Origin of the sequence: Leptolyngbya sp. PCC 6406, from assembly GCF_000332095.2 — a bacterium.
GTDB lineage: Bacteria > Cyanobacteriota > Cyanobacteriia > Phormidesmidales > Phormidesmidaceae > PCC-6406.
This window is the reverse complement of record NZ_KI913949.1, coordinates 1,399,903-1,421,000: the sequence shown is the minus strand read 5'-3', so window position 1 is coordinate 1,421,000 and position 21,098 is coordinate 1,399,903. Positions and strand designations below refer to the sequence as shown.

The 21,098-nt window shown below is 56.8% G+C and carries 20 protein-coding genes; 8 read left to right on the top strand and 12 right to left on the bottom strand.

What is annotated here, in order from left to right; genetic code table 11:
• Nucleotides 1-238: 238 nt before the first annotated feature.
• From sufD to LEP6406_RS0206500, 5 genes are all read right to left on the bottom strand, one after another.
• Nucleotides 239-1,594 (bottom strand): Fe-S cluster assembly protein SufD, encoded by a 1,356-nt coding sequence (gene sufD, locus LEP6406_RS0206520; protein WP_008316684.1) that lies wholly within the window; start codon nucleotides 1,592-1,594, stop codon nucleotides 239-241.
• Nucleotides 1,594-2,382 carry a Fe-S cluster assembly ATPase SufC gene (gene sufC / locus LEP6406_RS0206515; protein ID WP_008316687.1) on the bottom strand — a complete coding sequence of 263 codons (789 nt, stop codon included), beginning with the start codon at nucleotides 2,380-2,382 and terminating at the stop codon, nucleotides 1,594-1,596. Before sufC ends, sufD begins: the two co-directional genes overlap by 1 nt.
• Nucleotides 2,383-2,507: 125 nt before the next feature.
• Nucleotides 2,508-2,942, bottom strand: a complete 435-nt coding sequence (locus LEP6406_RS26840; RefSeq protein ID WP_008316688.1) for a retroviral-like aspartic protease family protein — start codon at nucleotides 2,940-2,942, stop codon at nucleotides 2,508-2,510.
• Nucleotides 2,942-4,381 (bottom strand): Fe-S cluster assembly protein SufB, encoded by a 1,440-nt coding sequence (gene sufB, locus LEP6406_RS0206505; RefSeq protein ID WP_008316689.1) that lies wholly within the window; start codon nucleotides 4,379-4,381, stop codon nucleotides 2,942-2,944. Before sufB ends, LEP6406_RS26840 begins: the two co-directional genes overlap by 1 nt.
• Before the next feature lie 74 nt (nucleotides 4,382-4,455).
• Nucleotides 4,456-4,815 (bottom strand): ferredoxin-thioredoxin reductase catalytic domain-containing protein, encoded by a 360-nt coding sequence (locus LEP6406_RS0206500; RefSeq protein WP_008316690.1) that lies wholly within the window; start codon nucleotides 4,813-4,815, stop codon nucleotides 4,456-4,458.
• A gap of 166 nt (nucleotides 4,816-4,981) precedes the next feature.
• On the opposite strand from LEP6406_RS0206500, the gene sufR reads away from it, so the two are divergent.
• The gene (gene sufR, locus LEP6406_RS0206495) at nucleotides 4,982-5,635 is read left to right on the top strand and encodes an iron-sulfur cluster biosynthesis transcriptional regulator SufR (RefSeq protein ID WP_008316691.1); all 654 of its coding nucleotides are present in this window, start codon (nucleotides 4,982-4,984) and stop codon (nucleotides 5,633-5,635) included.
• Nucleotides 5,636-5,916: 281 nt separating this feature from the next.
• On the opposite strand, the gene LEP6406_RS26835 is transcribed toward sufR, so the two are convergent.
• Nucleotides 5,917-6,717, bottom strand: coding sequence for a hypothetical protein (locus LEP6406_RS26835; RefSeq protein ID WP_051463630.1), 801 nt, complete (start codon nucleotides 6,715-6,717; stop codon nucleotides 5,917-5,919).
• Between the two features lie 312 nt (nucleotides 6,718-7,029).
• Between LEP6406_RS26835 and LEP6406_RS30960 the strand changes: the two genes are divergently transcribed.
• On the top strand, nucleotides 7,030-7,194 hold the full coding sequence (locus LEP6406_RS30960; protein ID WP_081748034.1) for a DUF4058 family protein: 165 nt from the start codon (nucleotides 7,030-7,032) through the stop codon (nucleotides 7,192-7,194).
• A gap of 58 nt (nucleotides 7,195-7,252) precedes the next feature.
• On the opposite strand, the gene LEP6406_RS0206485 is transcribed toward LEP6406_RS30960, so the two are convergent.
• The 3 genes from LEP6406_RS0206485 to LEP6406_RS0206475 all read right to left on the bottom strand — a co-directional run bounded on the left by LEP6406_RS0206485 (nucleotide 7,253) and on the right by LEP6406_RS0206475 (nucleotide 11,499).
• Nucleotides 7,253-7,468: a DUF2839 domain-containing protein gene (locus tag LEP6406_RS0206485; RefSeq protein WP_008315902.1), complete on the bottom strand. Its 216-nt coding sequence runs from the start codon at nucleotides 7,466-7,468 to the stop codon at nucleotides 7,253-7,255.
• A gap of 266 nt (nucleotides 7,469-7,734) precedes the next feature.
• Entirely contained in the window at nucleotides 7,735-9,294 is a 1,560-nt protein-coding gene (locus LEP6406_RS0206480; RefSeq protein WP_008315904.1) for a helicase C-terminal domain-containing protein, read from the bottom strand.
• Between the two features lie 654 nt (nucleotides 9,295-9,948).
• Nucleotides 9,949-11,499: a pentapeptide repeat-containing protein gene (locus LEP6406_RS0206475; protein ID WP_008308335.1), complete on the bottom strand. Its 1,551-nt coding sequence runs from the start codon at nucleotides 11,497-11,499 to the stop codon at nucleotides 9,949-9,951.
• A 349-nt stretch (nucleotides 11,500-11,848) separates the two neighbouring features.
• Here LEP6406_RS0206475 and LEP6406_RS0206470 point away from each other — a divergent pair, with 349 nt between their 5' ends.
• The 3 genes from LEP6406_RS0206470 to LEP6406_RS0206460 all read left to right on the top strand — a co-directional run bounded on the left by LEP6406_RS0206470 (nucleotide 11,849) and on the right by LEP6406_RS0206460 (nucleotide 15,408).
• A complete protein-coding gene (locus LEP6406_RS0206470) occupies nucleotides 11,849-12,244 on the top strand; it encodes a hypothetical protein (RefSeq protein WP_008308337.1) in 396 nt (131 codons plus the stop codon).
• A complete protein-coding gene (locus LEP6406_RS26830; RefSeq protein ID WP_008308339.1) occupies nucleotides 12,237-14,366 on the top strand; it encodes an SUMF1/EgtB/PvdO family nonheme iron enzyme in 2,130 nt (709 codons plus the stop codon). Before LEP6406_RS0206470 ends, LEP6406_RS26830 begins: the two co-directional genes overlap by 8 nt.
• A 400-nt stretch (nucleotides 14,367-14,766) precedes the next feature.
• The gene (locus LEP6406_RS0206460; protein ID WP_008308341.1) at nucleotides 14,767-15,408 is read left to right on the top strand and encodes a pentapeptide repeat-containing protein; all 642 of its coding nucleotides are present in this window, start codon (nucleotides 14,767-14,769) and stop codon (nucleotides 15,406-15,408) included.
• 330 nt (nucleotides 15,409-15,738) lie between these two features.
• Here the strand turns inward: LEP6406_RS0206460 and LEP6406_RS0206455 are convergent, their stop codons facing one another.
• Together LEP6406_RS0206455 and LEP6406_RS0206450 are read right to left on the bottom strand one after the other, a co-directional pair.
• The gene (locus LEP6406_RS0206455; protein ID WP_008308343.1) at nucleotides 15,739-17,694 is read right to left on the bottom strand and encodes a flotillin family protein; all 1,956 of its coding nucleotides are present in this window, start codon (nucleotides 17,692-17,694) and stop codon (nucleotides 15,739-15,741) included.
• Between the two features lie 214 nt (nucleotides 17,695-17,908).
• The gene (locus LEP6406_RS0206450) at nucleotides 17,909-18,649 is read right to left on the bottom strand and encodes an OB-fold-containig protein (protein WP_008308345.1); all 741 of its coding nucleotides are present in this window, start codon (nucleotides 18,647-18,649) and stop codon (nucleotides 17,909-17,911) included.
• A gap of 278 nt (nucleotides 18,650-18,927) precedes the next feature.
• On the opposite strand from LEP6406_RS0206450, the gene LEP6406_RS0206445 reads away from it, so the two are divergent.
• From LEP6406_RS0206445 to LEP6406_RS0206435, 3 genes are read left to right on the top strand one after another with little or no spacing between them, the layout of a single operon-like run.
• Nucleotides 18,928-19,269: a VOC family protein gene (locus LEP6406_RS0206445; RefSeq protein ID WP_263971141.1), complete on the top strand. Its 342-nt coding sequence runs from the start codon at nucleotides 18,928-18,930 to the stop codon at nucleotides 19,267-19,269.
• A 41-nt stretch (nucleotides 19,270-19,310) separates the two neighbouring features.
• The gene (locus LEP6406_RS32705; protein WP_155834645.1) at nucleotides 19,311-19,442 is read left to right on the top strand and encodes a helix-turn-helix domain-containing protein; all 132 of its coding nucleotides are present in this window, start codon (nucleotides 19,311-19,313) and stop codon (nucleotides 19,440-19,442) included.
• A 6-nt stretch (nucleotides 19,443-19,448) separates the two neighbouring features.
• Nucleotides 19,449-19,823 carry a DUF29 domain-containing protein gene (locus LEP6406_RS0206435; protein ID WP_008308348.1) on the top strand — a complete coding sequence of 125 codons (375 nt, stop codon included), beginning with the start codon at nucleotides 19,449-19,451 and terminating at the stop codon, nucleotides 19,821-19,823.
• On the opposite strand, the gene LEP6406_RS0206430 is transcribed toward LEP6406_RS0206435, so the two are convergent.
• Nucleotides 19,820-20,614 (bottom strand): IS5 family transposase, encoded by a 795-nt coding sequence (locus LEP6406_RS0206430; RefSeq protein ID WP_027268711.1) that lies wholly within the window; start codon nucleotides 20,612-20,614, stop codon nucleotides 19,820-19,822. The genes LEP6406_RS0206435 and LEP6406_RS0206430 overlap by 4 nt on opposite strands.
• Nucleotides 20,615-21,098 lie beyond the last annotated feature (484 nt).

The window sequence follows — 21,098 nt, the reverse complement described above, 5'->3', positions numbered from 1 at the left end:
TAATGGGGAATCCGGGATGGGAGGCTCAAAACCCGCCCTGCTGTCGCCGGGTGCCCCGGATTGGGGAGTGGGGGAGCGCGGTAGGGGCGAGCGGTGCTCGCCCTGCCAGGGAGTGGGGGTGGTGGAGTATTGCGACTATTTCCGTAGGGGCAATCCCTTGCCTTGCTGTGCTCAACAAATCTCCTCCTAACATCCCCTCTTGGGAGGGGTGCCCGAAGGGCGGGGTGGGTTCCTGGCTCTATGCCATGGCTTTTACGACCGCAGCCATGAGGTCATCGCGCAGGGCAGGGATGGGGATGGTGTGGATGATGTCCATGGCAAAGCCGTAGATCAGTAGCTTCTGGGCCTCCTCTGCGTTAATCCCCCGGCTCTGGAGGTAGAACAACTCGTCATCATCGAGTTGGCTGACGGTGGCTCCGTGGGCGCATTTGACATTGTCCGCCACGATGTCTAGCTCCGGCTTGGTATCTACCCGGGCTTTATCCGACAGCAGCAGATTGCGGTTGATCTGGCTGGCATTGGTGTGCTGGGCGGTGCGGGATACCTCTACCTTGCCGTTGAAGACAGCGTGGGCGCGGCCATCGATGATGCATTTGTGGCGTTGCTCTGCGGTGCCATGGGGATGGGTGAGGGCCAGCAGGCTGTGGGTGTCCGCCAGTTGGGTATCCGCGATCGCACTTAAGCCATGGAGTTCCGTATGGGTTTGTGGCCCCCGCTGGGTCACCTCCAGATTGTGGCGCGACAACCGGGCTCCAAGGCTAATGGCGGTCGTGACATAGCGACTGTCCCGCCCCTGGCTCACCGCTGTTTTACCGATGTGGAACGTCCCGGATCCCTCTCGCTGGAGACGGACATGGTTGACCTGGGCAGTGTCATCCACCCAGACTTCCGTCACGCTGGTATTGAGGTGATCCCCGGTGCCAGTGCCGTAGAAATCCTCGATCAGGGTCAGGGTACTGGCCGCCTCCGCCACCACCAGACAGCGGGGATAGCTGACGATCGGCTGATCCTGAGGGATGCTCAGATACAGGATCTGAATTGGGGCAGCCACAGTTTGAAATTGGGACACCCAGACCACAGCCCCATCCTGGAAGCCAGCGGTATTCAGCGCCGAAAACAGGTCTTGCTGTCCCCCAGCGTGACCCAAGCGAACGTCAATCTGGTCCCCCAGGGGGCTGTTGTGAAGTTGGGCTAAACTGCCCACCGCCACCCCATTCGGCAGGGTTTCAGTACTGGACAGGGCAGCGCTGAATTGACCATTGATAAATACCAGTCGCGCTGACACCTCCGGCAGTTGCACCGCTGCCAAGGCCGTTGCCTTAACGGTTGGCATCGTCGTAGGAGGCTGGAAAGGTACCGCTATCAGGGAACTGAGGTCGGTGAAGCGCCAGTCCTCATCACGGGTGGAGGGAAAGCCCTGCTCCTGCGCGATCGCGATCGCCTGAGTTCTCAACGCTGTCAGGGGCAAGCTCTCCGGTACCCCCGCCTGGGCCGTGGCCAGTAGCGCCTGAAGACAAGCTTCTCGCTGGGCCTGGGGGGTAAGCTGGGCCGCCTGGGAATTGGGGATCTGGGAATTGGAAACCTGGATTGCCATTACACCGCCACCTCCGTCTGATGGGCTGCCAGAATGTTCTCGTAGCCCTCTGCCTCCAAGCGTTTCGCCAATTCCTTGCCGCCCGTGGTGATAATGCGACCATCGGCCATGACATGAACATAGTCCGGCACGATGTAGTCCAGCAGCCGCTGGTAGTGGGTGATTAACACCACTGCATTGGTGGGGTTAGCCAACTGGGTCACGCCCCCCGCCACGGTTTTGAGGGCATCAATGTCCAGACCGGAATCCGTCTCGTCCAAGATGGCCAAGCCGGGTTCCAGTAGCGCCATTTGCAGGATCTCGTTGCGCTTCTTTTCTCCGCCGGAGAAGCCCTCATTCACACTGCGATCCAGGAAGGAGGCATCCATCTTCACCACCTCCAGCCTTTCCTCGATCAGGTCATCGAAGTCAAAAACATCGATTTCCTCTTCTCCCCGCGCTTTGCGGTGGGCGTTGTAGGCCACCCGCAGAAAGTCGCGGTTGCTAACGCCAGGAATCTCTAGGGGATATTGAAAGGCCAGAAAAATCCCGGCAGTGGCGCGATCGTGGGGCTCCAGATCGGCAATATCTTGCCCCTTGAAGATCATCGTTCCCCCGGTCACCTCGTAGTCGGGATGCCCTGCTAGGACTTTGGAAAAGGTACTTTTCCCGGAACCATTCAGGCCCATGATGGCGTGGATTTCCCCAGCTTTCACCTCCAGGTTGACCCCCTTGAGGATTTCTGTCCCCTCCACTGTGGCCCGTAGATCCCGCACTGATAAAATCACATTGCCCTGTTCGTTACCCATAACCCTCAACTGTCTCACCTGAACTGCGTCTGAATTCTGAACTCTGAATTCTGAACTTGATGCGGTGGGCAATGCCCACCCTACGACCTGAACATTTATGCGGTGGGCAATGCCCACCCTACGATCTACTTAAGCAGCATTCGAGCAGTATCTGGATTGCTAGGATTCACAATCAATTGCTCCCGTTTAGGATCTACCAAAACATCCATCCGTTGCATTGGAATTGCGCCCAACAGCACGTCAGTATCTGCGTTAACGACGATAGCTTCCACCAAAGCCTTACGATTCTGAAACCTGACTTCCAGTGGCCCAACCACTTCAGCTTCCATGATGGAACCATCTGCCAACTCAGCTTGAACCTGATCTAATTTCGATAAATTAAGTCGCTGGCTGAGGGACTTGGGTATGGTCAGCATCGATGCCCCACTATCGACTAATGCTAGGACGGTAATCCGACTGACTTGATCGGCAGAGAGATATCCGGCTCTTTCTAAAGCTAGATCGTCCCCTCGAATTAGTTCGATTTCAGCGTAGGTAATACCCATGGTGTCGCTGACCATTAACCCACGGAATTTTCCAGTTTCAGGGCCATGAGCTTGTCCGCCTCGGCGGCAAACTCCAGGGGCAACTCGTTGAACACCTGGCGACAAAAGCCGCTGATGATCATCGACACCGCATCTTCTGGGGAAATGCCCCGCTGGGCGAAGTAGAACAGTTGGTCTTCCCCAATCTTGGAAGTGGAAGCCTCGTGCTCCACCCGTGCCGTGGGGGTTTGCACCTGAATATAGGGGTAGGTGTTGGCGTTGCCAGTGTCGCCAATCAGCATGGAGTCGCACTGGGAATAGTTGCGGGCTCCGGTGGCTTTGGGGCCAATTTTCACTAAGCCCCGGTAGCTGTTTGTGGAGTGTCCGGCGGAAATGCCCTTGGAGACGATGGTGCTGCGGGTATTCTTGCCCACATGGATCATCTTGGTGCCGGTGTCGGCCTGTTGATAGTGATTGGTCAGGGCCACGGAGTAGAACTCGCCCACGGAGTTGTCCCCCACCAAGACGCAACTGGGGTACTTCCAGGTAATGGCGGAACCCGTTTCCACCTGGGTCCAGGAGATTTTGGAGTTCTTCCCGGCACAGAGGCCGCGCTTGGTGACGAAGTTGTAGATGCCCCCCTTGCCGTTTTCATCTCCGGCAAACCAGTTCTGTACGGTGGAATATTTGATGTTGGCATTGTCTAGGGCCACCAGTTCCACCACAGCAGCATGGAGTTGGTTGCTATCGTACATGGGGGCGGTGCAGCCCTCCAGGTAGGTGACGGAACTGCCCGCCTCCGCCACGATCAGGGTGCGTTCAAACTGGCCCGAATCGCTGGTATTGATGCGGAAGTAGGTGGACAGATCCATGGGACATTGGGTGTCCTTGGGGATATAGACGAAGGAGCCGTCACTGAACACCGCTGAGTTCAATGCGGCAAAGTAGTTGTCCCCCACGGGGACGACACTGCCCAGGTATTTCTCTACCAGTTCGGGGTGCTCGGCCAAGGCTTCGGAAATGGAGCAGAAGATCACGCCCTCTTCCGCCAGCTTTTCCTTAAAAGTGGTGCCGATGGAAACGCTGTCGAAGATGGCATCTACCGCCACATTGGCCAGACGTTTTTGCTCGGAGAGGGGGAGCCCCAGTTTCTCGAAGGTTTCTAACAGGGCTGGGTCGGCATCATCCAGGCTGGCCAGCTTTTTTTTGTCCCGCTTGGGGGCGGAGTAGTAAATGATGTCCTGGTAGTTGATGCGGGGATACTGGACGTTGGGCCAGGTGGGTTCCGCCATGGTCAGCCACTTGCGATAGGCTTTGAGGCGGAAGTTGAGCATGAACTCCGGCTCATTTTTCTTGGCGGAAATCAGGCGCACGGTGTCTTCGCTGAGGCCGCGAGGGATGGTATCCGCCTCAATGTCGGTCACGAACCCGTACTTGTAAGGCTGGCTCACCAGTGTCTGTACAGAAGATGTCATGGTGTGGGCGGTAGGGCTATGGTGAAGGGCAATGCTGGGGGGCGGGGGTGCGATCGCACCCCGGCGCTGGGAGCCTAATACTGGCTGGTTTCGGTGCGGATTTGATCAAAGGAAATGTCTTGATCCTTCCCGGCGAAGGCGTTGTCTTCAGTGAGGAACAACATGCAGTGACATTCCCGCCGCTCCTGCATGGGGACACAGGGACAGTTCCAGTAGGTGGACTTGACCTCCGCCTCCTTGTCTTCGTAGTGACGACAGGGACACAGGGGGGCACCGAGGTCGTCTTTGTGTTTCGCCAACCCCTCCAGCACGACCGCCGTCACGCCGAGGTCGGCGCAAAAATAGGTTCCGGTGCGCTTGGCGTAACTTTGGGCAAAGTTGCGCATCAGCTCCAGGTTTTTTTCGGTCGCTTGGGTAGTTTTGGTGTCGCTCATTAGACCTAGCTGGATAAAGTGGCGTGTCAGTCTGATAATTCTATAATTAAAGCAACATTCCTGTTGCTTAACTAGCTTAAGCTTACTTTAGCAACAGGAATGTTGTCAAAGTCGGTATCGGGTCTATCCTGATGGTGACACGTCGGTGTTAATCGAGTGACTCCCCATGACTTCCCTACAGCCCTCCGCTACACCTACGTCCACTAAGGACGATATTCTCCAATACCTGCTCAGGCAGGGGGAGGCGACAGCCTTGGCCCTAGCAGAACATTTGGACATGAGTCCCCAGGCGGTGCGCCGCCATCTCAAGGATCTGTCGGCGGAGGGCTTGATTGAGCACCGGACGGTGCAGGAGGGCATGGGACGGCCCAATTATTTCTATCAACTGAGTCGGAAGGGGCGCGATCGATTTCCGGCCCAGTACGACACCTTTGCCCTATCGCTGCTGGATACCCTGGCGGAAACCGTCAGCCAGGATCAGATGCAGGATATTTTGCAGAAGCAGTGGCACCGCAAGGCCCAGGACTACTACGCCCAAGTGGGCAATGGCTCCCTAGGGGAGCGGGTGGCGCGGCTAGTGGCGTTGCGCCAGGGAGAGGGCTACATGGCGGAAGGTCATGCGGTTGGCCCGGAGGAGGGGGGGCCGGGGTACATCATCACGGAGTACAACTGTGCCATCTCCCACATTGCGGAATCGTTTCCCAGTGTGTGTGGCCATGAGTTGGAGATGTTCCAGGTGGCGCTGCCGGATTGTCGGGTGGAGCGCACCCACTGGCTGGTGCAGGGGGAACACCGCTGCGGTTACTTGATCAAGCAATAACTTGATCAAGCAATAATTTAAGTCACTGGAGAATGGCCTTTCTGCGGTGCATTGCGGCCTACGTTCAATACCGATGGCCAGTAGGGTGCATAACGCTAAGGCGTGGCTTTGCCTTTTATGTCGCTTGCGAAACGCGAATCAATGCACCAACACGAAGCTGGGTTTTAAGAGCGGTGCATTGCGGCCAATAAGGTTGGTTGCTCATTTGCAAAGGATGTTGGTGCCGCTGGGTTTTAAGAGCGGTGCATTGCGGCCAATCAGCAATTCTGAATTCAAAATAGTTAGGATGTATTACCCGTGGCAGGTGTGGTCCCATCGTCGAGCATGAAGTCAATGAGATGCTGCCAGGAGTCAAAGAGCAGATCCTTAGTCAGGGTCTGAATGTCCTGAAAGAAGCCCTTGCGGGTACCACGTTGCTTTCGGATGCGCTGATAGGAGTCATCCACGAGGTGCAAGATGGTATGAAACAAGAAAGCCAGAGTGTTGAGGGTGAGTAGCGTCATGGCCAGATGCTGTTGGCCATGGCCAAAATTATGCTCTAGGTGATAGACCTTGGTTTTGAGGACATTGTGGTTCTCATTCTCACTCTTCCAGCGAGCCCGAGCCGCCGTCACAATCTCCGCTACCGTCGCGTCATTGATGTCATGTAAGGTCACAAAAGCATTGTGATAGCCCTGTTGTCCATCAGCCTCTCGCAGCACTGGCACCTCACACCAATTAACCCATAGGGCGGGTTGTGCGTCCCGCAGAGGAATGCCGTTGATATAGCGGTACTGCCGCAGTTCATAGTCCCGGCCTGGCCAAACCCGTTCTTGGTGATTGTGCACCTCATCGTTGCCCTCTAGATAGGTCAACCAGTCATACAAGGCTGGATCGGAAGTGGGCAGACAGGCAAAGATAAAATTCACCTGATGGTCGATGCAGTGCTGACAAGTCGGTTGACGACTATGGAGGTCGTCGCCGAGTACCGTCAGGCGACCCGCAGGAAAGAGGCCATGATCAGTATTGAGCCAACGTTTGGCAGCAGCGGTTTCGCTATCCTGCTTCTCTGCGCCATCTTGAGGCTGAAGGAATTCGGGCATCAGGGAAATGGCCTGCTCCTACCCTGGTGCGACGATGACGGGCAAAATCACACTGTGGTGATAGCTGACTTGGCCGCTCTTATGGGTGCGCTGGGAGCACTGGGGACAGTTAATCGTGGTGGTGGAAAAGTATTCTGTCTAAAACTCAGCCGTTGCTCTTCCATCCCATCACGTCTATCGGGGTGACTCTATCCTCGGGGGAGGATGAAAAACTGTCAAATTCTGAATTTATAATTGCTGCAAGGCGGTTAGTGGGCAAAGGTTCCTAATCCGGAGTTTCCTATCATGGAGGGATGCTCCCTTGGTGCTGTCATGGCTAACCCCTGTCCTGGCATGAACCCTTATCTAGACCAGCCCGATTACTGGTCCGACTTCCACAACCAGTTGGTCGCTGCGATCGCGCGCAGTTTGGTTCCCGTGCTGTTGCCCAAATACCGAGTCGTCGTTGCAGGATCTTTACGACCAACTGGGGTATGACTATTTTCTGGACTACAGCCTAGACCCGCCCTCACCGTGGTCAATGGCGGAGATCCGGTCAGCCCGAAACATTCCACCAGCCAAAGCCGGGACCAATGAAGCGGACTGTGAGCCATAGGACGACCATCAGGCCAATGCCAATCCAAGCGCCTTTGGTGGTTAGGGTGACGAATTTCTCTGCCTGCCCCTTATTGATGGGCAACCAGGGCAAGATGGGTTCTTCCTTGCCGTAATCATCGCCGAGTTGCTGCTGCCGTCGTTTTGCCTCTCCCATGGGGATGTCCTGTGGTGTGGGGACAGGGGCAATCGCCGTTGGAGACTGCCCAAATAGAGCGAAATACCCGTGGGATGTAGTAATCCAAGGCACACATTCAACTCGGGTTTCGCCGCCCCCATCATACCTTGGCAATCTACCCTCTTCACCGTAATGACGCCCTAGTGTTCCTTCAGGAAAATTTTGACGGGTCGAAGACCCTCAAAATTCAACCCCCACTAAATTCCAGGATTTCGGTCACCCCTCAATCATGAATTGACTGAGCACTAGGGGTGGGAACAGTCGGCGGGGCTGAGCCAGGTCGGATCAAGGTGGCGGACGCGGGCGGCGGGGCTGAGGGCTTCTAGAATCTGGGGGCCGTAGCTGCGATAGTTGACGCGGTTGTCGAGGAGGGCCACCATGCCTTGGCGATCGCGCACTGGGGCAATGGCCCGTTGCAATTCATTCAACGCTGTGGGCAGCAGATAGAGGCGAAACCAATCCTGGCGCTGGCGTTTGTAATAGGCTACTCGTCCCGCCACTAGGGGATCCTCTAGGGAGGGGAGGGGGAGGGTTGCGATCGCAAGTAGTTTTGGCGCAGGTAGGTGGGTCTGATGTTGCCGCCAAAACTCCCACCCCGTCACCAAAATATTGTGGGCAGATAGGGCTGGCACTTCCACTTGAACGCGGGAGCCAAACTGGGCCGCGAGGGCTGAGCCCACCTGGGTCTTGAGGGGCATATCCCCCACGAGTACCACCGTAAACCCGCCTTGCAGATCGGGTTGCACCAGTAACCGGGCCAGTTCCCCCAGGAGGGCGGGCTGGAATTGGGCCGTATTGGGCAGGGGGAGGCGGTCGGGAACGTAAAGCTGAATCACCTCGTTGTGGCGGTCGGGGGCGAACTTGAGACAGGTCATAGCCCCCACCCCCAGTCGTTGGCGATAGGTGGCGGCATCACTCTCCTGGTCGAGGGCTCCCCCGAGAAGCACAAGGGGCTGGCGATCCCACCGCTGGCGCACCGCTGGAGCCACATCCACCGGAGCACTATGGAGAGTCCACTGGCCGCGATCGCGATCGGGCTGGCCCCAGAGCAGTTGCTCCGGTTGATCCAGGTGAGCCCAGAGCTTGCGCCAAGCTGCGGGCATCGCCGTTGCGGTCAGGGCATTGAGATGCTGGCTCAGGTGACGGAGGTGCGATGGCCCTCTGGGCCGGTCTTTAGACCATTGCACCTCCGATTCCAGCAAATGGCAGCCATAGGGATTGGGCGGGTGTTGAAAGAGGCTGTGGGTGAGGTGGACCCGCACATCCCGAATCCCATCCTGCTCTTGGGGATAGGCCAACATCAGCGCCTCCCAATCCTCTGCCCCTAGGGTTAGGGTCAGGCATTGGCGAATCCACTGCTCTAGATCATCGACCCCATCAATAACCACCGGCAGATGGCGGGGAAAGCGATCATCATCTTGAAGCCAATGGTCAAGCCAAGCTTCTGGCGAAGTCAGTAATAGCCCCCGAAAGTCCGCTCCAGGCCAGGTTTCCCCCCAGAGAATGGGTTTGTGGGTCGGCAGCCACTGCTGAAGCCGAGGAATTTCTACCCGTTGCACCTGCTGCCGCAACGGCGCTGGCAGCACCAGCACCGCTGGCTCGGGCCACATCAACAGCGACATTAGATAGCTGAGACGATAGTGCCCCCGGTAGAATGCTGTGCCCCCCACCTGCATCAGGGCGCTGCGCCCCAGGCGCAGGGCTCGGGCCACCAGGCGAGCGACGGTTAGGTGGTGGGGCCATGCCGCTTCTCCCTGCTGGCGCAGAAATGCCCTCAGTTGCTCGTGAACCCTGGCCTCCAGCACGGAGTGTCATCCTCAGTCATTAGGTAAAGGGTGAATCTCATTGTGACATAGGATTCCCCAGCGGCTCAAACTAGTACACCTAGGCTGAAATAGGCTTGCTATTCTGTCGCGTCGCCCAACATTATTTTCCGGCCCCCTCTCCCAGCGGACTGCTGTGGACACATATTTCTGGAAGGGTGCTGATGACCCTTGCAACCCCCCCTTAATCCCCCCTTGTAAAGGGGGGAAACTCTAGTCCTCCCCCTTTACAAGGGGGAGTTAGAGGGGGTCAAGCCGGGATGCACATTGTTTCAAGACATAACCTTCCAAGTCGTGTTCAGTACAGACAAGGGGCTTAAGCCCCTTGTTCACCGAAGGGCGATTAAGTTGAGGTGTACCTAATCCACTAGGAAACGGCCATATGTGTACACCGTAGCCCAGCGGGAGAGGGCTACGGTGAGGGGCCGAGGTGTGCCACGATAGAACGATTAGAGTATTTCTGCCGCCCAGCACTAGTCCGCTGCGGTGAAAGCAAACTACCTATTTCCTAAGGCGGAAACCCTTGTGTGTCTTGAAATCCCCCTTCTGCCTTCATCCTTCTGCCTTCATCCTTCTGCCTTCATCCTTCTGCCTTCATCCTTCTGCCTTCATCCTTCTGCCTTCTGCCTTCTACCTTCATCCTGATGTCCCATCCCGAAACCCTGCCACAAAGGACTGATAATCTTCCAAATGGGGAAAGGGATCTTGCCGGGGTTGGACCGGAAACAACCCCTGGGCCAGGGGAAAATTGCGCACACCAAAACGAGGGTTGTGGTAAAGCTCTAGAGCCTGCCCCGTGGTGTTGGTGAGCTTCACTTGCAGGGGGGCGGCAAAAAAGGAAGATTGATCTAAGTCCTCCCGCAGGGGACACAGTTCCAAGGTATCCACTTCGGATACGGTAGCCTCCAGGCATTCGAGGATAGCCTGGTTGGGCAAATTGGGGACAGCAGCAGTCTTCTCCGCCGTGACAAAGCCCAAGAGAGCGGTCCGCACCGCCTTGCGATCCTTAAAGGGCCAAGTGGATAGAAATGCGATCGCCATTAGCGTCGTCTCGGTATCGGCCTTAAAGGTCAGCACGGTGCGACGATGGCTAATCTCGATATCCGGCGGCATGACAAACCAATCCAGCACCGCCGCGAGCTGATGGTACGCCTGGGCCAAGCTAGCGTGGGCTCCCTGGGTTAGAGCCACATCCACCACCACCTGCACCTGGGGCGGTCGGCGATTAAAGAAGGCATGGATAGCCCCGGCATCGGTGAAGCGCTGCACCTTAGAGCCATCCCCATTCACACTCAGATCCACCCAATCACAGGTGGTTTCAGCGGTCACGAGGTCGTAGCACACCGCCCCGGCCAAGAAAGCACCATTCAGGGTCGCCCCCGACAGATCGGAGTCTACGCAATAGACCCGCTGGAGTCTGGTCCGGCTCAAGTCCGTATGGACCAGGATGGTATTGACCAGGGTGGCTCCACTCAGGTCTGCCCCCACCAGAGTGGCCCCGCTGAGCTTGGCATCGGTCAGGTCTGCCTCCTGGAGATTGGCCCCACTCAGGTCGGCCCACCGCAGGTTAGCCCCCCGCAGGTTGGCCCCACTCAGATCCGCCCCCATCAGGGTGGCATGGCGCAGTTCTGCCCGCTGCAAGACCGCTCCACTCAGCACCGTGTCCTCCATCTGGGCGGCGTAGAGTTGTGCCCCCTCTAGGTTGGCCCCGAGAAAATTACTTTTACGCAGATCACTCTGGCTCAGGTTGGCCCCGCTCAGGCGCGCCCAGCGCAGACGGGCCTCCCGCAAATCTGCCTCGCTGAGGTTGGCTTGGTTGAGGGTGGCGTTACTGAGATCTGCCCGCAGCAGTTCTGCCCGAATCAAGGATGCCTCTGACAGGTCGGCCCCCACCAGCACCGCCCGAATCAGGTTGGCCACATTGAGTTGGGCCTGACGCAGACAGGCTTGGCTGAGGTTGGCCCCGCTGAAACGACTCACATTCAGAGACGCCTGCTGAAGGTCACTGAAGCTGAGGTTAGCGGTACTGAGGTTGACAATATTGAGGTTGGCTTGGCGCAGCACGATATGGGGAATCTGGGCTCCAGCCAAGTTGCATTCATTCAGAGAGACCTGGGAAAAGTCCCGTTCTCCTTGGGCATAGCGCTCTAGTAGCAACTCTGCGGTAGTGACATCAGTCGGGCTCATGGGGTAAAGCACTCTAGAACTCTATTCCCAGACTGCCCAGAATTGTGCCCCCCGCACGAGAAGCGATCAGGGAGCGATGACAGTGAGACTGGGAAAGTCAAGGTGACTCTAGGATAGGAGGATTTTGAGGGCGTGATAGCACCCTGGACGAAAGCTGGCTATTTCCGATGATGTCCGGTTAATGGGGCACAATTCTGGAAAGGGCGAAAAGCCTTAAAGCCTTCGGCATGGCTACGCTAACGCCCCTACCGATGGAATAGATTTGTGTGGTCATTTAATCGGACTGGATTTCCGAATAGTTTCTCAATTGGGCTGGTCTAAACTAAGACATTGCTTTGGGGACTGAATAATGGATGACACGACCCTAGCGCTGCGAATCTCCGTGACGGATCCCCAAGCAACGGATGAAGACTTGCACCAGATGTTGACCACCCTGGCGATGACCTTGGCCCGTCAAGGGGCTGAAGTTGTCCCCGTTGCAGGGCCGGGGCCGGAGCCTGACCCTCGACTGGTGGAAAAAGGCTGGACCCGACCCGACTGGTTTGATCTCAAGGTTGATTTGGCCCTGCTGAAGCTGCTGGTGGGGGGATTGCAGAACCTGGTAGCAGGCAGTACCAGTGAAATTAAGCTGGAACACGAAGGCACCAAGCTGGAATTCAAGGTGCGGGGCGATCGCGACCCCATGGCAGATTTCCAGACTTTTTTAGCTGCGGTCGAGGCGACGAAGCAAAAACGGGATGGGTGAGCGGCGGGCATTGCTGGTGGGGGTGAGTGACTACGGCGAGGGCTTCGAGCCCCTGCCGGGGAGCGTGCTGGACGTGCAGGCCATGACCCGTGTGCTGTCGGACCCAGAGGGGGGTGCCTTCGATGTCACCTCTCTGGAGAATTGCGACAGTGAGACCTTCCGCACCCACCTGGAGCAATTTTTTCAACGGGGACAGTCAGAGGATTTGCTGCTGTTGTATTTCTCTGGCCATGGCGACTTGGGCAGTGGGGGCATTTTGTCTCCCCAACTGCATTTCTGCACCCGCAGCAGCCAAAAGCCCCAAGGGCGCTTGGTGGAATCCAGCGCCGTTTCCGCTACCTTTCTCCAGCGGCGAATGGAGCTGAGTCGGAGCCAACGGATTGTGGTGATTTTGGACTGTTGCTACAGTGGCGCGATCGCAGATCTACTCAAAAAGGGAGACACCCCCATCGACTTTGGCGAACTAAAGGCCAAGGGGCGGGTGATTTTAGCCTCCTCCAGCGCCACCAACATCGCCCTGCAAGAAAAAGACGGCCTCTCCCTCTATACTCGCTACCTAGTTGAAGGGATGGAAGGAGCCGCCTACCCCGGCCATGGCGATTGGATCTTGGTGCGCGATCTCCACAACCACGCCGAGCGCCGCTTCGAAATCGAGCGCAAAGGCGGCTATCTCCCCAAAATCCTGGCTGAGGATACCGGATTTGATCTGCCCCTGGTGCGGGCACCCAAACTGGATGCCGAGCAGGAATATCGCAAGGCGGTGGATGACATCTTTCAGGAACTGGATGCAGAGCTAGACCTCGACTTCAATGGCACCATTGAGGACGATCTGGATCGCGGCATCTTAGAAACGCGACGCCAACGGCTAGGCTTAACCCGCGAAGCCGCCGCCGCCATCGAGGCCCAAGTGCAAGCCCCCTATCAAAAACGGGCCAGTCAGCGCCGTGAGTACGCCAAGTACTTTCAAATGGCAGCTAAAAATGGCTACCTACCCACAGAGCGTAACCAGCGGCGGCTGGCGGAAATCCGCCTCAACCTAGGTCTGGGGTCAGCCGATGCCACCAAAATCGAACAAGCCCTCACCCAACGCCTCAACCTCAAACCCACCCCCGCAGCGCCGCCCCCCGCCCCCGTAGGGTGGGCAGCATCGCCCCCCATCCCGGAGGGATCGTCCCCCAACACCAACGCTGCCCCCGTAGGGTGGGCACCGCCCACCATCCCCACAACACCCTCCACTGCCCCTGAGACCTTCCCTACATTTGAGTTCAGTGTGCTGAAGATCACGGGAGTTGAGCGGAAATTATTGGGGCTCGGATCGCCCAGAGTCCTAACGAGCCGAGAACAACATCGGGCTGAATATCGCCGAGAGACCCTGCCAGGGGAAGTGCCCCTAGATCTGGTCAAGATCCCTCCAGGGGAGTTCTGGATGGGTTCCCCAGATGGGGAGGGTTATGGCGATGAGAAGCCCCGCCATCGGGTTCAGGTTCCCGGCTTCTGGCTGGGGAAATATGCCATCACCCAAGCCCAGTGGCGAGCGGTAGCCGGATTGCCTAAGGTCAAGACCGATCTCAAGCCCGATCCTGCCCATGTCAAAGGGAACAATTGCCCGGTAGAGCGCGTGTCTTGGTATGACGCAGTGGAATTCTGCGATCGTCTCACCCGCCACAGCGGCCACGACTACCGCCTGCCCAGTGAAGCCGAATGGGAATACGCCTGTCGGGCTGGCACCGAAACCCCCTTTCACTGCGGCGACACCATCACCCCTGATTTAGCCAACTACGATGGCAACTACCCCTATGGCAATGGCCCCAAAGGCACCTATCGCCAAAAGACCCTAGACGTGGGTAGCTTTCCCCCCAACGCCTTTGGTCTCTATGACATGCACGGCAACGTGTGGGAATGGTGCCAAGACCCCTGGCACGGCAGCTACGAAGGTGCTCCCACCGATGGCAGTGCTTGGTTATCCTCTAACGAGAATGAAAATCGGCTGCTGCGGGGCGGTTCGTGGTACGACGATCCCAGGTACTGCCGCTCGGCCAATCGCAACTGGGGCACGCGCGATAACCAGAACTACATCATCGGTTTTCGGGTTGTCTGTGTCTCCTCGTGGCCTCTTCCGTAGCCCTCTGCCCTATAGTACTTTTGCACTATTATCTTTTTTCTTTACCCTTCCCCTTCGCGCAGAGCGCGAAGAAATTTTTTTGCATTTTGGGCTGTTTATGTTCGACTTCGCTCAAGGCAGACCTCTTCCGCGCTTCGCGCCCGAATTTTTTGCATTTTTTCGGGTATCCCCGTCTCCCCCTCAAGCCCTATCCCTGACCCCGGCCCCACCGCCACAAGATCCCGTAGGGGCGGGTTTAGCTCCCCTATATTCTGGTGCCGTGGCGCTGCCACGGCACCTCCCCGGAGGCTCCGCCTCCCCCGCAATAGCCCCCCAGTCCATCCTAAAAACGTTGTTTCTTCAGAGGTAAGAGGATTACCATACCGGATGCAGCCCTATTGATGACCGACCTCCTACCCCTATGACTACCCAGGACATTCAAGCCATTCATAGTGGTGCCCAGCGCCATCTGCCGGGGGCTGACCTAGAGGATGAAGATCTGTCCAATGCCGATCTCAGCGGTATTGTGCTGAATGGGGCCACCTTGGTGGGGGCTAATCTCGCCCAGAGCAATCTGGCGCGGGCCAAGTTAGAGGGGGCGAACCTGATGGGGGCACAGCTCCAGGGCACCGACCTGCGGGCGAACCTGTGGGGGGCTAACTTGATGCAGGCGGATCTCACCGGGGCCGATTTGCGGGGGGCGAACCTGCGGGGGGCCAACTTCATGGGGGCGACATTGACTGGGGTGAGTTTGGCGGGCGCTTTTTTGAACGGGGCCAACCTAATGGGGGTGAACCTCAAGGGGGTGGACCTGCGGGGGGCCGATTTGCGGGGAAGCAATCTGAGTGGAGCCAACTTACAGGGAGCGATTTTGGCCCACGCCGACCTCCAAGGGGCGGTGCTCAACGAGGCCAACCTGGAGGAGGCGGATTTACGAGAGGCGAATTTGGCGGGGGCTTCCCTGAGTGGGGCCAACTTGCTTTGTGCGGAGGTGGATGGAGCCAACGTGAAGGGCATCACCTTGGCAGGAGCCTGTTTGCTAGGAACGCGGCTCGCTCTGTAGGAGGGGTATCAACTCAAAGCGGGACAAATCTCGTGGGGAGGCGTTAGGCGTTAGGAGCCAGAATCTAGGAGAGTACTGACTCCTGAATTCCTGAATTCCTCGGAGCCCATATTGTCTGGGCTTACGTTGATGCCCAAAATATAGCGGTTCCCTAATGGATGAGGTACAGCTCAACTGGATGGCAATTCGGGGAACAAGGGGCTGAAGCCCCTTGCCTGTCCTTAACCCGAGTGAGAAGCGCTATATGTGTACCCAGTCGCCCCTTGGCAAGGGGCGACTCAGGGAGTGTGCTTTTGTTCGTTCACCCCCGCCATGGTCGTTGCTATCGAGTTAGAAGAGGGAATCTTCCTCTGTAATCTCCGGGGCATTAGGGCTGCTGGGGGGCGCTCCGTTGTCGCCACCGCCCCGAATGAGTTGGCTCACCTGCCCGAGGACGCTCCCAAGTTTGCCATCTTCGAGCAGGCTATTGATCAGGGCAAGGCCGCTGGTGGAAAGCATGAGCTTGTTGATGTCCCCGGCTCCATGGCCATTCTCTCCAGCACCAGGAAAGGCGTAGATCCGGGCATCGCCGATGACCCCCGGTTGGGGAGCGAGGGCGCGCAGTACCTCCGGCAGTCGATCCGCTAGCTCGGGCCAGATTTGGGCAATGACATCGGCGGTGAGGTTGGCGTTGCTGATGACATTACGGGCTTGAATTTTGGCCTCAGTACCTTGGGCTTCGGCGAGGGCGCGATCGAGTTCTGCCTGGGCCAGGGTACGGATGGCCTCTGCCTCTAGTTCTGAGGTCTGGCGGGCAATTTCTGCCTGTCGCCGCTTGCGGAATACGTCGATCTCTACTACGTTTTGGTCGGCAATGCGGCGCTCTTGGGCGTCCTGTTCTGCGGCGATGATGGCAAGGCGTTGTTGCCGTTCTGCCTCTTCTACGGCGGTGGCGGTCTGGACCTTGGCTTGGGCCTGGGCGCGTTCTGCCTCGGTCTGGAATCGGTTCCGTTCTCGCTCCGCGATCGCGATCGCCGCATCCTGCTGGGCCACCTTCGACTCCCGCTCTGCCTCCGCTAGTTCTACCAGTGCCTTGTATTGGGAGGCATCGACGGATTTTTGGCGCTGGACTTCCGCGACTTCCGCCTCTTCTTGCTGGCGGGCCTGGGCTACCTTCAAGACTTTTTGCTGTTCCTCTAGTTCAATATCCGCCTGGATTTGGGCCTGTTGGACACTCAGCTTGCGCTGAATTTCTTCCTCCTCCACCGACTTCTCTTGCAAAATCTTGGTGCGTTGGGCGGTGGCTGCTTCGCGATCGCGCTTTTCCTGAATAGCCCGTTCGCGCTCTGCCTTCAAAGACTCAATTTCCAGAACCTGGGCCAGTTTGGCATCCTCCTGATCGCGGGTAATTTCCAGCGATCGCTTCTCCGCATCCAATTCCTTTTGCTCAATAGCGACCCGCGTCGTCAGCTCCACCTCCCGCTTTTGCTGGATTGAGCGCTGAATCGTTTCCGTCCGTAGCCGCACCCCCTGGGCGTCAAAAAAGTTGTTGGTGTCGTAGGTATCGCTTTCCTCAATCTCCGAAATCGCCAGATTATTCAGAGTCAGCCCCACCTTCTTCAGATCCGGCTCGATCAGGTTCAGCACCTCCTGAGCAAATCCCAGCTTGTCCGAATCAATTTCCGCCAGAGTCTTGGTCTTCGCCGCCGCCCGCAAGCCATCATCCGCCCGCTTTTCCAGGGCATTCTTAATGTCTTCCGGCGTAATTTTGCCATCCCGTGAAAGGCGGGCCGCAGAGGTCAGGACATCATCTTCCGAGGCATTGATGCAGACATAGAACGTTGCCCGCATATCCGCCCGCAGATAATCCTGGGTCCGTACCGCCAGCTTTCCCGTGCGTTCCACATCAATGGACATTTCCCGCAGAGGCACCCGCGTCAACTCATGGAACCCCGGCAGCACCACACAGCCGCCGTTGAGAATCACCTTCTTGCGCTTGCGGATGACCCCGCCCGTTTTCACAAATGCCTCGTTCGTGGGCGTGATCACATAGACCCGCGTGTAGGCCCACACCGCCGCCAACAGCAGCACCACAAAGGTAACCACCCCGCTGGAAGCCAGCACCCCCAGCCCGCCCAACTGCCCCACCGTCGGCGCAATTCCCCCCGGCACCGTCTCCACCAGCGCCACCCTCTCCGCCTGAGATTCCGCCTGAGATTCCGGCTGAGATTCCGCGCCCTGATTTTGCCAAGACACCGACGCAGGCAGAGTAGGCAAGGATTGAATAAAGGTCAACCAGTACAACATAAACACCTCCACAGGAGAAAAATAACGATTTCGCCACAGTCCCTACAGAGGGCGCTAATCCCCGCGCCCCTACAGCGGCATCCTACATCGGGCGCGGAAACCGCGCCCCTACGGGAAATTCAACTCAAAATTCAAAGTTCAAAACTCAAAATTCCTATCACCCCATCACCCCCACACCCCATCACCCCATCACCCCATCACCCCCACACACCCATCACCCCTCCTCCAACCATCGCGCCTGATCCACAGTGTCTTGACCGATGACCAAGTAATAGCCACCCTGGCGCTCGATCACGATGACTCTGGCTCCACGCCGCAGGGTAATGGTGGCCCAGGTGGGAAGTTTGGCGCTGATGGTGACTAGATTGCACGCTGCGTCCTTCACATCTACCTGGCCAATTTTGCCAGACTCCTCTAAGGGAATAAAGGCGGAGGTGACGGTGCCTAGGCAGCCCACGAGGCGATCGCTGCTGGCGTCTTCACCAAAGGCGGCGAAGATGCGACCGATGGGTTGCGACAATAGGCTGCCCACCATCAGCGCAAAGATCAGAGATCCCCCAAACACCCCTAGGGCCAATAGCCCCACTGGGGGCTGGTTGAGGACATCTCCAAGGGCCACATTCAGCACCCAGCCCATGAAACCCCACAGGGTCAGGTCCATCGCCAGCAGCAACAACAGCGGTGTTCTGCCTACCCCAAACCAGGCCAGTATTTGCAGAGGGCTTAAGCCCTCTCCGTCACCATCAATTCCCCAGAAGCTGTCGCCCCCTACGTCGGCGTCTACATCCACATCTACATCAGCATCTACATCGAAGTCGAGATCGGCATCCACATCGGCATCTACGTCGGCATCAAGGTCATCGTCGCTGCCGCCAGAGACAATGACAAATAAAAACAGGGTGATTCCTGCGCCTAGGAAGATCCAGTAGGGTAGATTAATGCTGCTAAAGAGCATAGGGGCAGTGAAGAACGAAGGACTGGGACTAGAGCCTGTTTAAGAGTATTCCATCTAAAAATCATCTCTGGGATCGATTCAGCCTACGGCCCTAGGAATAGCATCCCTGGATCGTTGATGAAGATTCTGGATAAGTCTGGATAAGTATTTCGCTAGAAAACGCTAAACCTTTGGCGGCTTACCGCCCTACCCATCCTGCCCCAAGATAGCTGCATTACAATGAAAAGTAAGATTGTGATAGCTTTATTTAACCCATGAAACCTAAGCGCCTCGGACACGTGGCTATCTGTGTACAAGACATTGGCAAGGCCGTTGAGTTCTATAAAAATCTCGGCATGGACGTGGCTTGGCATGATGCGGATTGGGCCTATGTCAAGGCGGGAGAGGACGGGCTGGCGCTCCTGAGCCCAAGCTACAAGCAAGCGGGTCCGCATTTTGGGTTTGTGTTTCGCGATCGCGCTGAAGTCACCGCAGCCTATGATCGCCTCAAGGCTGACGGGGTCTACATCACGGAAATCCATGAACATCGGGATGGTACCGCCTCCTTCTATGGCAAGGATCCCGACGGCAACTGGTTTGAGTATCTCTACGAGCCTGAGCCCGAAGCGGTCACAGTGTAGGGCAGGATTTTGGCAATTAGGGAGCAGGGTAATCGCATCTAATGCTCACCGATTCAGACCTGCCAGTTGAGGCGGTGGCGAGACGGGTGGGCTACTGCGATCGCAGTTCTTTGGCAACGACATTTCGCAAGTCGTATGGCATTCACCCCAAAACCTATAGCAATCCCATTTGATTTCTGATGCAAACCACTACGCTCTACGACCAAGACTTTTACGCTTGGACTCAGCAGCAAACAAAGCTACTGCGCTCTGGTCGATTCGGGGAACTCGATATCGAGAATCTGGTCGAGGAGATTGAATCGTTGGGCAAACAACAACGGCAAGAGTTACGCAACCGATTAGGGGTGTTGCTGGGGCACCTCCTCAAGTGGTATTACCAGCCAGAGGCGAGATCGAAGAGTTGGGTCTATACCATTAGAGAGCAGCGGGAGCGGATACAAGACCACTTGGCAGAAAACCCTAGCTTGAAACCCTATCTGAGCGAAGCGATTGGTAAAAGCTATCGATATGGTCTAAGAGGGTGTCTGAAAAGCTGGAATGTAGGTATGAATTAGCACGTTAGTCGCCTTAACATGACTCGAATATTGGCCACATAAATCCATGCCTCAGCGGTCTCTGGTAGGCGCTCATAGTCTTTACTCAAGCGGCGGCAAAAAGTAAACCAGCCAAATGTGCGCTCCACCACCCACCGCTTGGGTAACAGCACAAATCCCTGCGCACAGTCGGGGCGCTTGATCACCTCAATCACCCATCGAAAGCGGTCCATGATCTCTTTCATGAAATCGTTACCGCTATATCCCCCATCAACCCAAATGACACACAGGCGAGTGAACCACTGACTAACCTGATGCATTTTTTCTAGCACCTTTCGTGCGCCATCCCGCTCAGGGAGACTCGCTGCGGTAACCACAACCATCAGCACTAAACCCATTGTGTCGACCACCACGTTTCGCTTCCGACCTTTGACCTTTTTGTTTGCATCGAAGCCGACCGACTCCGAAATGTAGACATCGCTGTTCACCGACTGACTATCCATCACCGCTGCACTGGGAGACGCTTCGCGCCCCTCCGTTAACCGCACCAACTCCCGCAATCGGTGATTGATGTGTTCCCACACCCCATCATTGCGCCATTGGCGAAAATAATGGTAGACCGTTTTGGCCTTCGGGAAATCATGGGGTAAGCACCGCCACTTGGTGCTATTGTCCAGAACGTACAGAATCGCATTGACCACTTCTCGCATATCCGTGCTCCGAGGTCGTCCACCAGGCTTCGCCGGAGGAATCAAGAGAGAGAGAATATCCCATTGTTCATCAGTCAAATCGGTGGGGTAGGATAATCGCATTGCCCTCAAAAACCCTATCAAGTGTACTTACTGACTGATAGAGTAGCGTTTTTGAGGGCCTTTCTACTTCTCAGACACCCTCTAAACCTTGTAGGTCAAGAAACGCCCCTCGATCCCAAACAACTTCCTCAATCTTGCCCTTTCTCTGAGGCAGACATCTTTGAGGAGCCCGTAGACTGGCAACCGTAACTCCAGAGCAGAGGTTCTCTGCTCTAGTACTGCTTGGCGGAAATAGCCTTACGATCTGCCGCACCAGCCCAACATTTTCCGGTCCCCTCTCCCCGTGGGAGAGGGCTAGGGTGAGGGGCCGAGGTGTACCCCGATAGAACGGCTGGGGTATTTACACCGCAGAGTACTAGGCACTGGCCTCTTAAAGGGTGATAAATCGCTGAAACGCCTGTGTAACACACGACTTGGAAGGTTACGGAGAATCGAGCCCGTTGACCGCTGGCTGAGCGGAGTCGAAGCCAGCCACACCACCGGG

What these genes read in the sequence shown, in the direction of transcription:
- LEP6406_RS0206450 (WP_008308345.1), bottom strand. Translation starts at nt 18,649, where the DNA reads ATGCTCTTTAGCAGCATTAATCTACCCTACTGGATCTTCCTAGGCGCA.
- LEP6406_RS26830 (WP_008308339.1), top strand. Translation starts at nt 12,237, where the DNA reads ATGGGTGAGCGGCGGGCATTGCTGGTGGGGGTGAGTGACTACGGCGAG.
- LEP6406_RS26835 (WP_051463630.1), bottom strand. Translation starts at nt 6,717, where the DNA reads ATGCCCGAATTCCTTCAGCCTCAAGATGGCGCAGAGAAGCAGGATAGC.
- LEP6406_RS0206470 (WP_008308337.1), top strand. Translation starts at nt 11,849, where the DNA reads ATGGATGACACGACCCTAGCGCTGCGAATCTCCGTGACGGATCCCCAA.
- LEP6406_RS0206435 (WP_008308348.1), top strand. Translation starts at nt 19,449, where the DNA reads ATGCAAACCACTACGCTCTACGACCAAGACTTTTACGCTTGGACTCAG.
- LEP6406_RS30960 (WP_081748034.1), top strand. Translation starts at nt 7,030, where the DNA reads ATGGCTAACCCCTGTCCTGGCATGAACCCTTATCTAGACCAGCCCGAT.
- LEP6406_RS0206500 (WP_008316690.1), bottom strand. Translation starts at nt 4,815, where the DNA reads ATGAGCGACACCAAAACTACCCAAGCGACCGAAAAAAACCTGGAGCTG.
- sufR (WP_008316691.1), top strand. Translation starts at nt 4,982, where the DNA reads ATGACTTCCCTACAGCCCTCCGCTACACCTACGTCCACTAAGGACGAT.
- LEP6406_RS0206460 (WP_008308341.1), top strand. Translation starts at nt 14,767, where the DNA reads ATGACTACCCAGGACATTCAAGCCATTCATAGTGGTGCCCAGCGCCAT.
- LEP6406_RS0206485 (WP_008315902.1), bottom strand. Translation starts at nt 7,468, where the DNA reads ATGGGAGAGGCAAAACGACGGCAGCAGCAACTCGGCGATGATTACGGC.
- LEP6406_RS0206475 (WP_008308335.1), bottom strand. Translation starts at nt 11,499, where the DNA reads ATGAGCCCGACTGATGTCACTACCGCAGAGTTGCTACTAGAGCGCTAT.
- LEP6406_RS26840 (WP_008316688.1), bottom strand. Translation starts at nt 2,942, where the DNA reads ATGGTCAGCGACACCATGGGTATTACCTACGCTGAAATCGAACTAATT.
- LEP6406_RS32705 (WP_155834645.1), top strand. Translation starts at nt 19,311, where the DNA reads ATGCTCACCGATTCAGACCTGCCAGTTGAGGCGGTGGCGAGACGGGTG.
- LEP6406_RS0206455 (WP_008308343.1), bottom strand. Translation starts at nt 17,694, where the DNA reads ATGTTGTACTGGTTGACCTTTATTCAATCCTTGCCTACTCTGCCTGCG.
- sufB (WP_008316689.1), bottom strand. Translation starts at nt 4,381, where the DNA reads ATGACATCTTCTGTACAGACACTGGTGAGCCAGCCTTACAAGTACGGG.
- LEP6406_RS0206430 (WP_027268711.1), bottom strand. Translation starts at nt 20,614, where the DNA reads ATGCGATTATCCTACCCCACCGATTTGACTGATGAACAATGGGATATT.
- sufC (WP_008316687.1), bottom strand. Translation starts at nt 2,382, where the DNA reads ATGGGTAACGAACAGGGCAATGTGATTTTATCAGTGCGGGATCTACGG.
- sufD (WP_008316684.1), bottom strand. Translation starts at nt 1,594, where the DNA reads ATGGCAATCCAGGTTTCCAATTCCCAGATCCCCAATTCCCAGGCGGCC.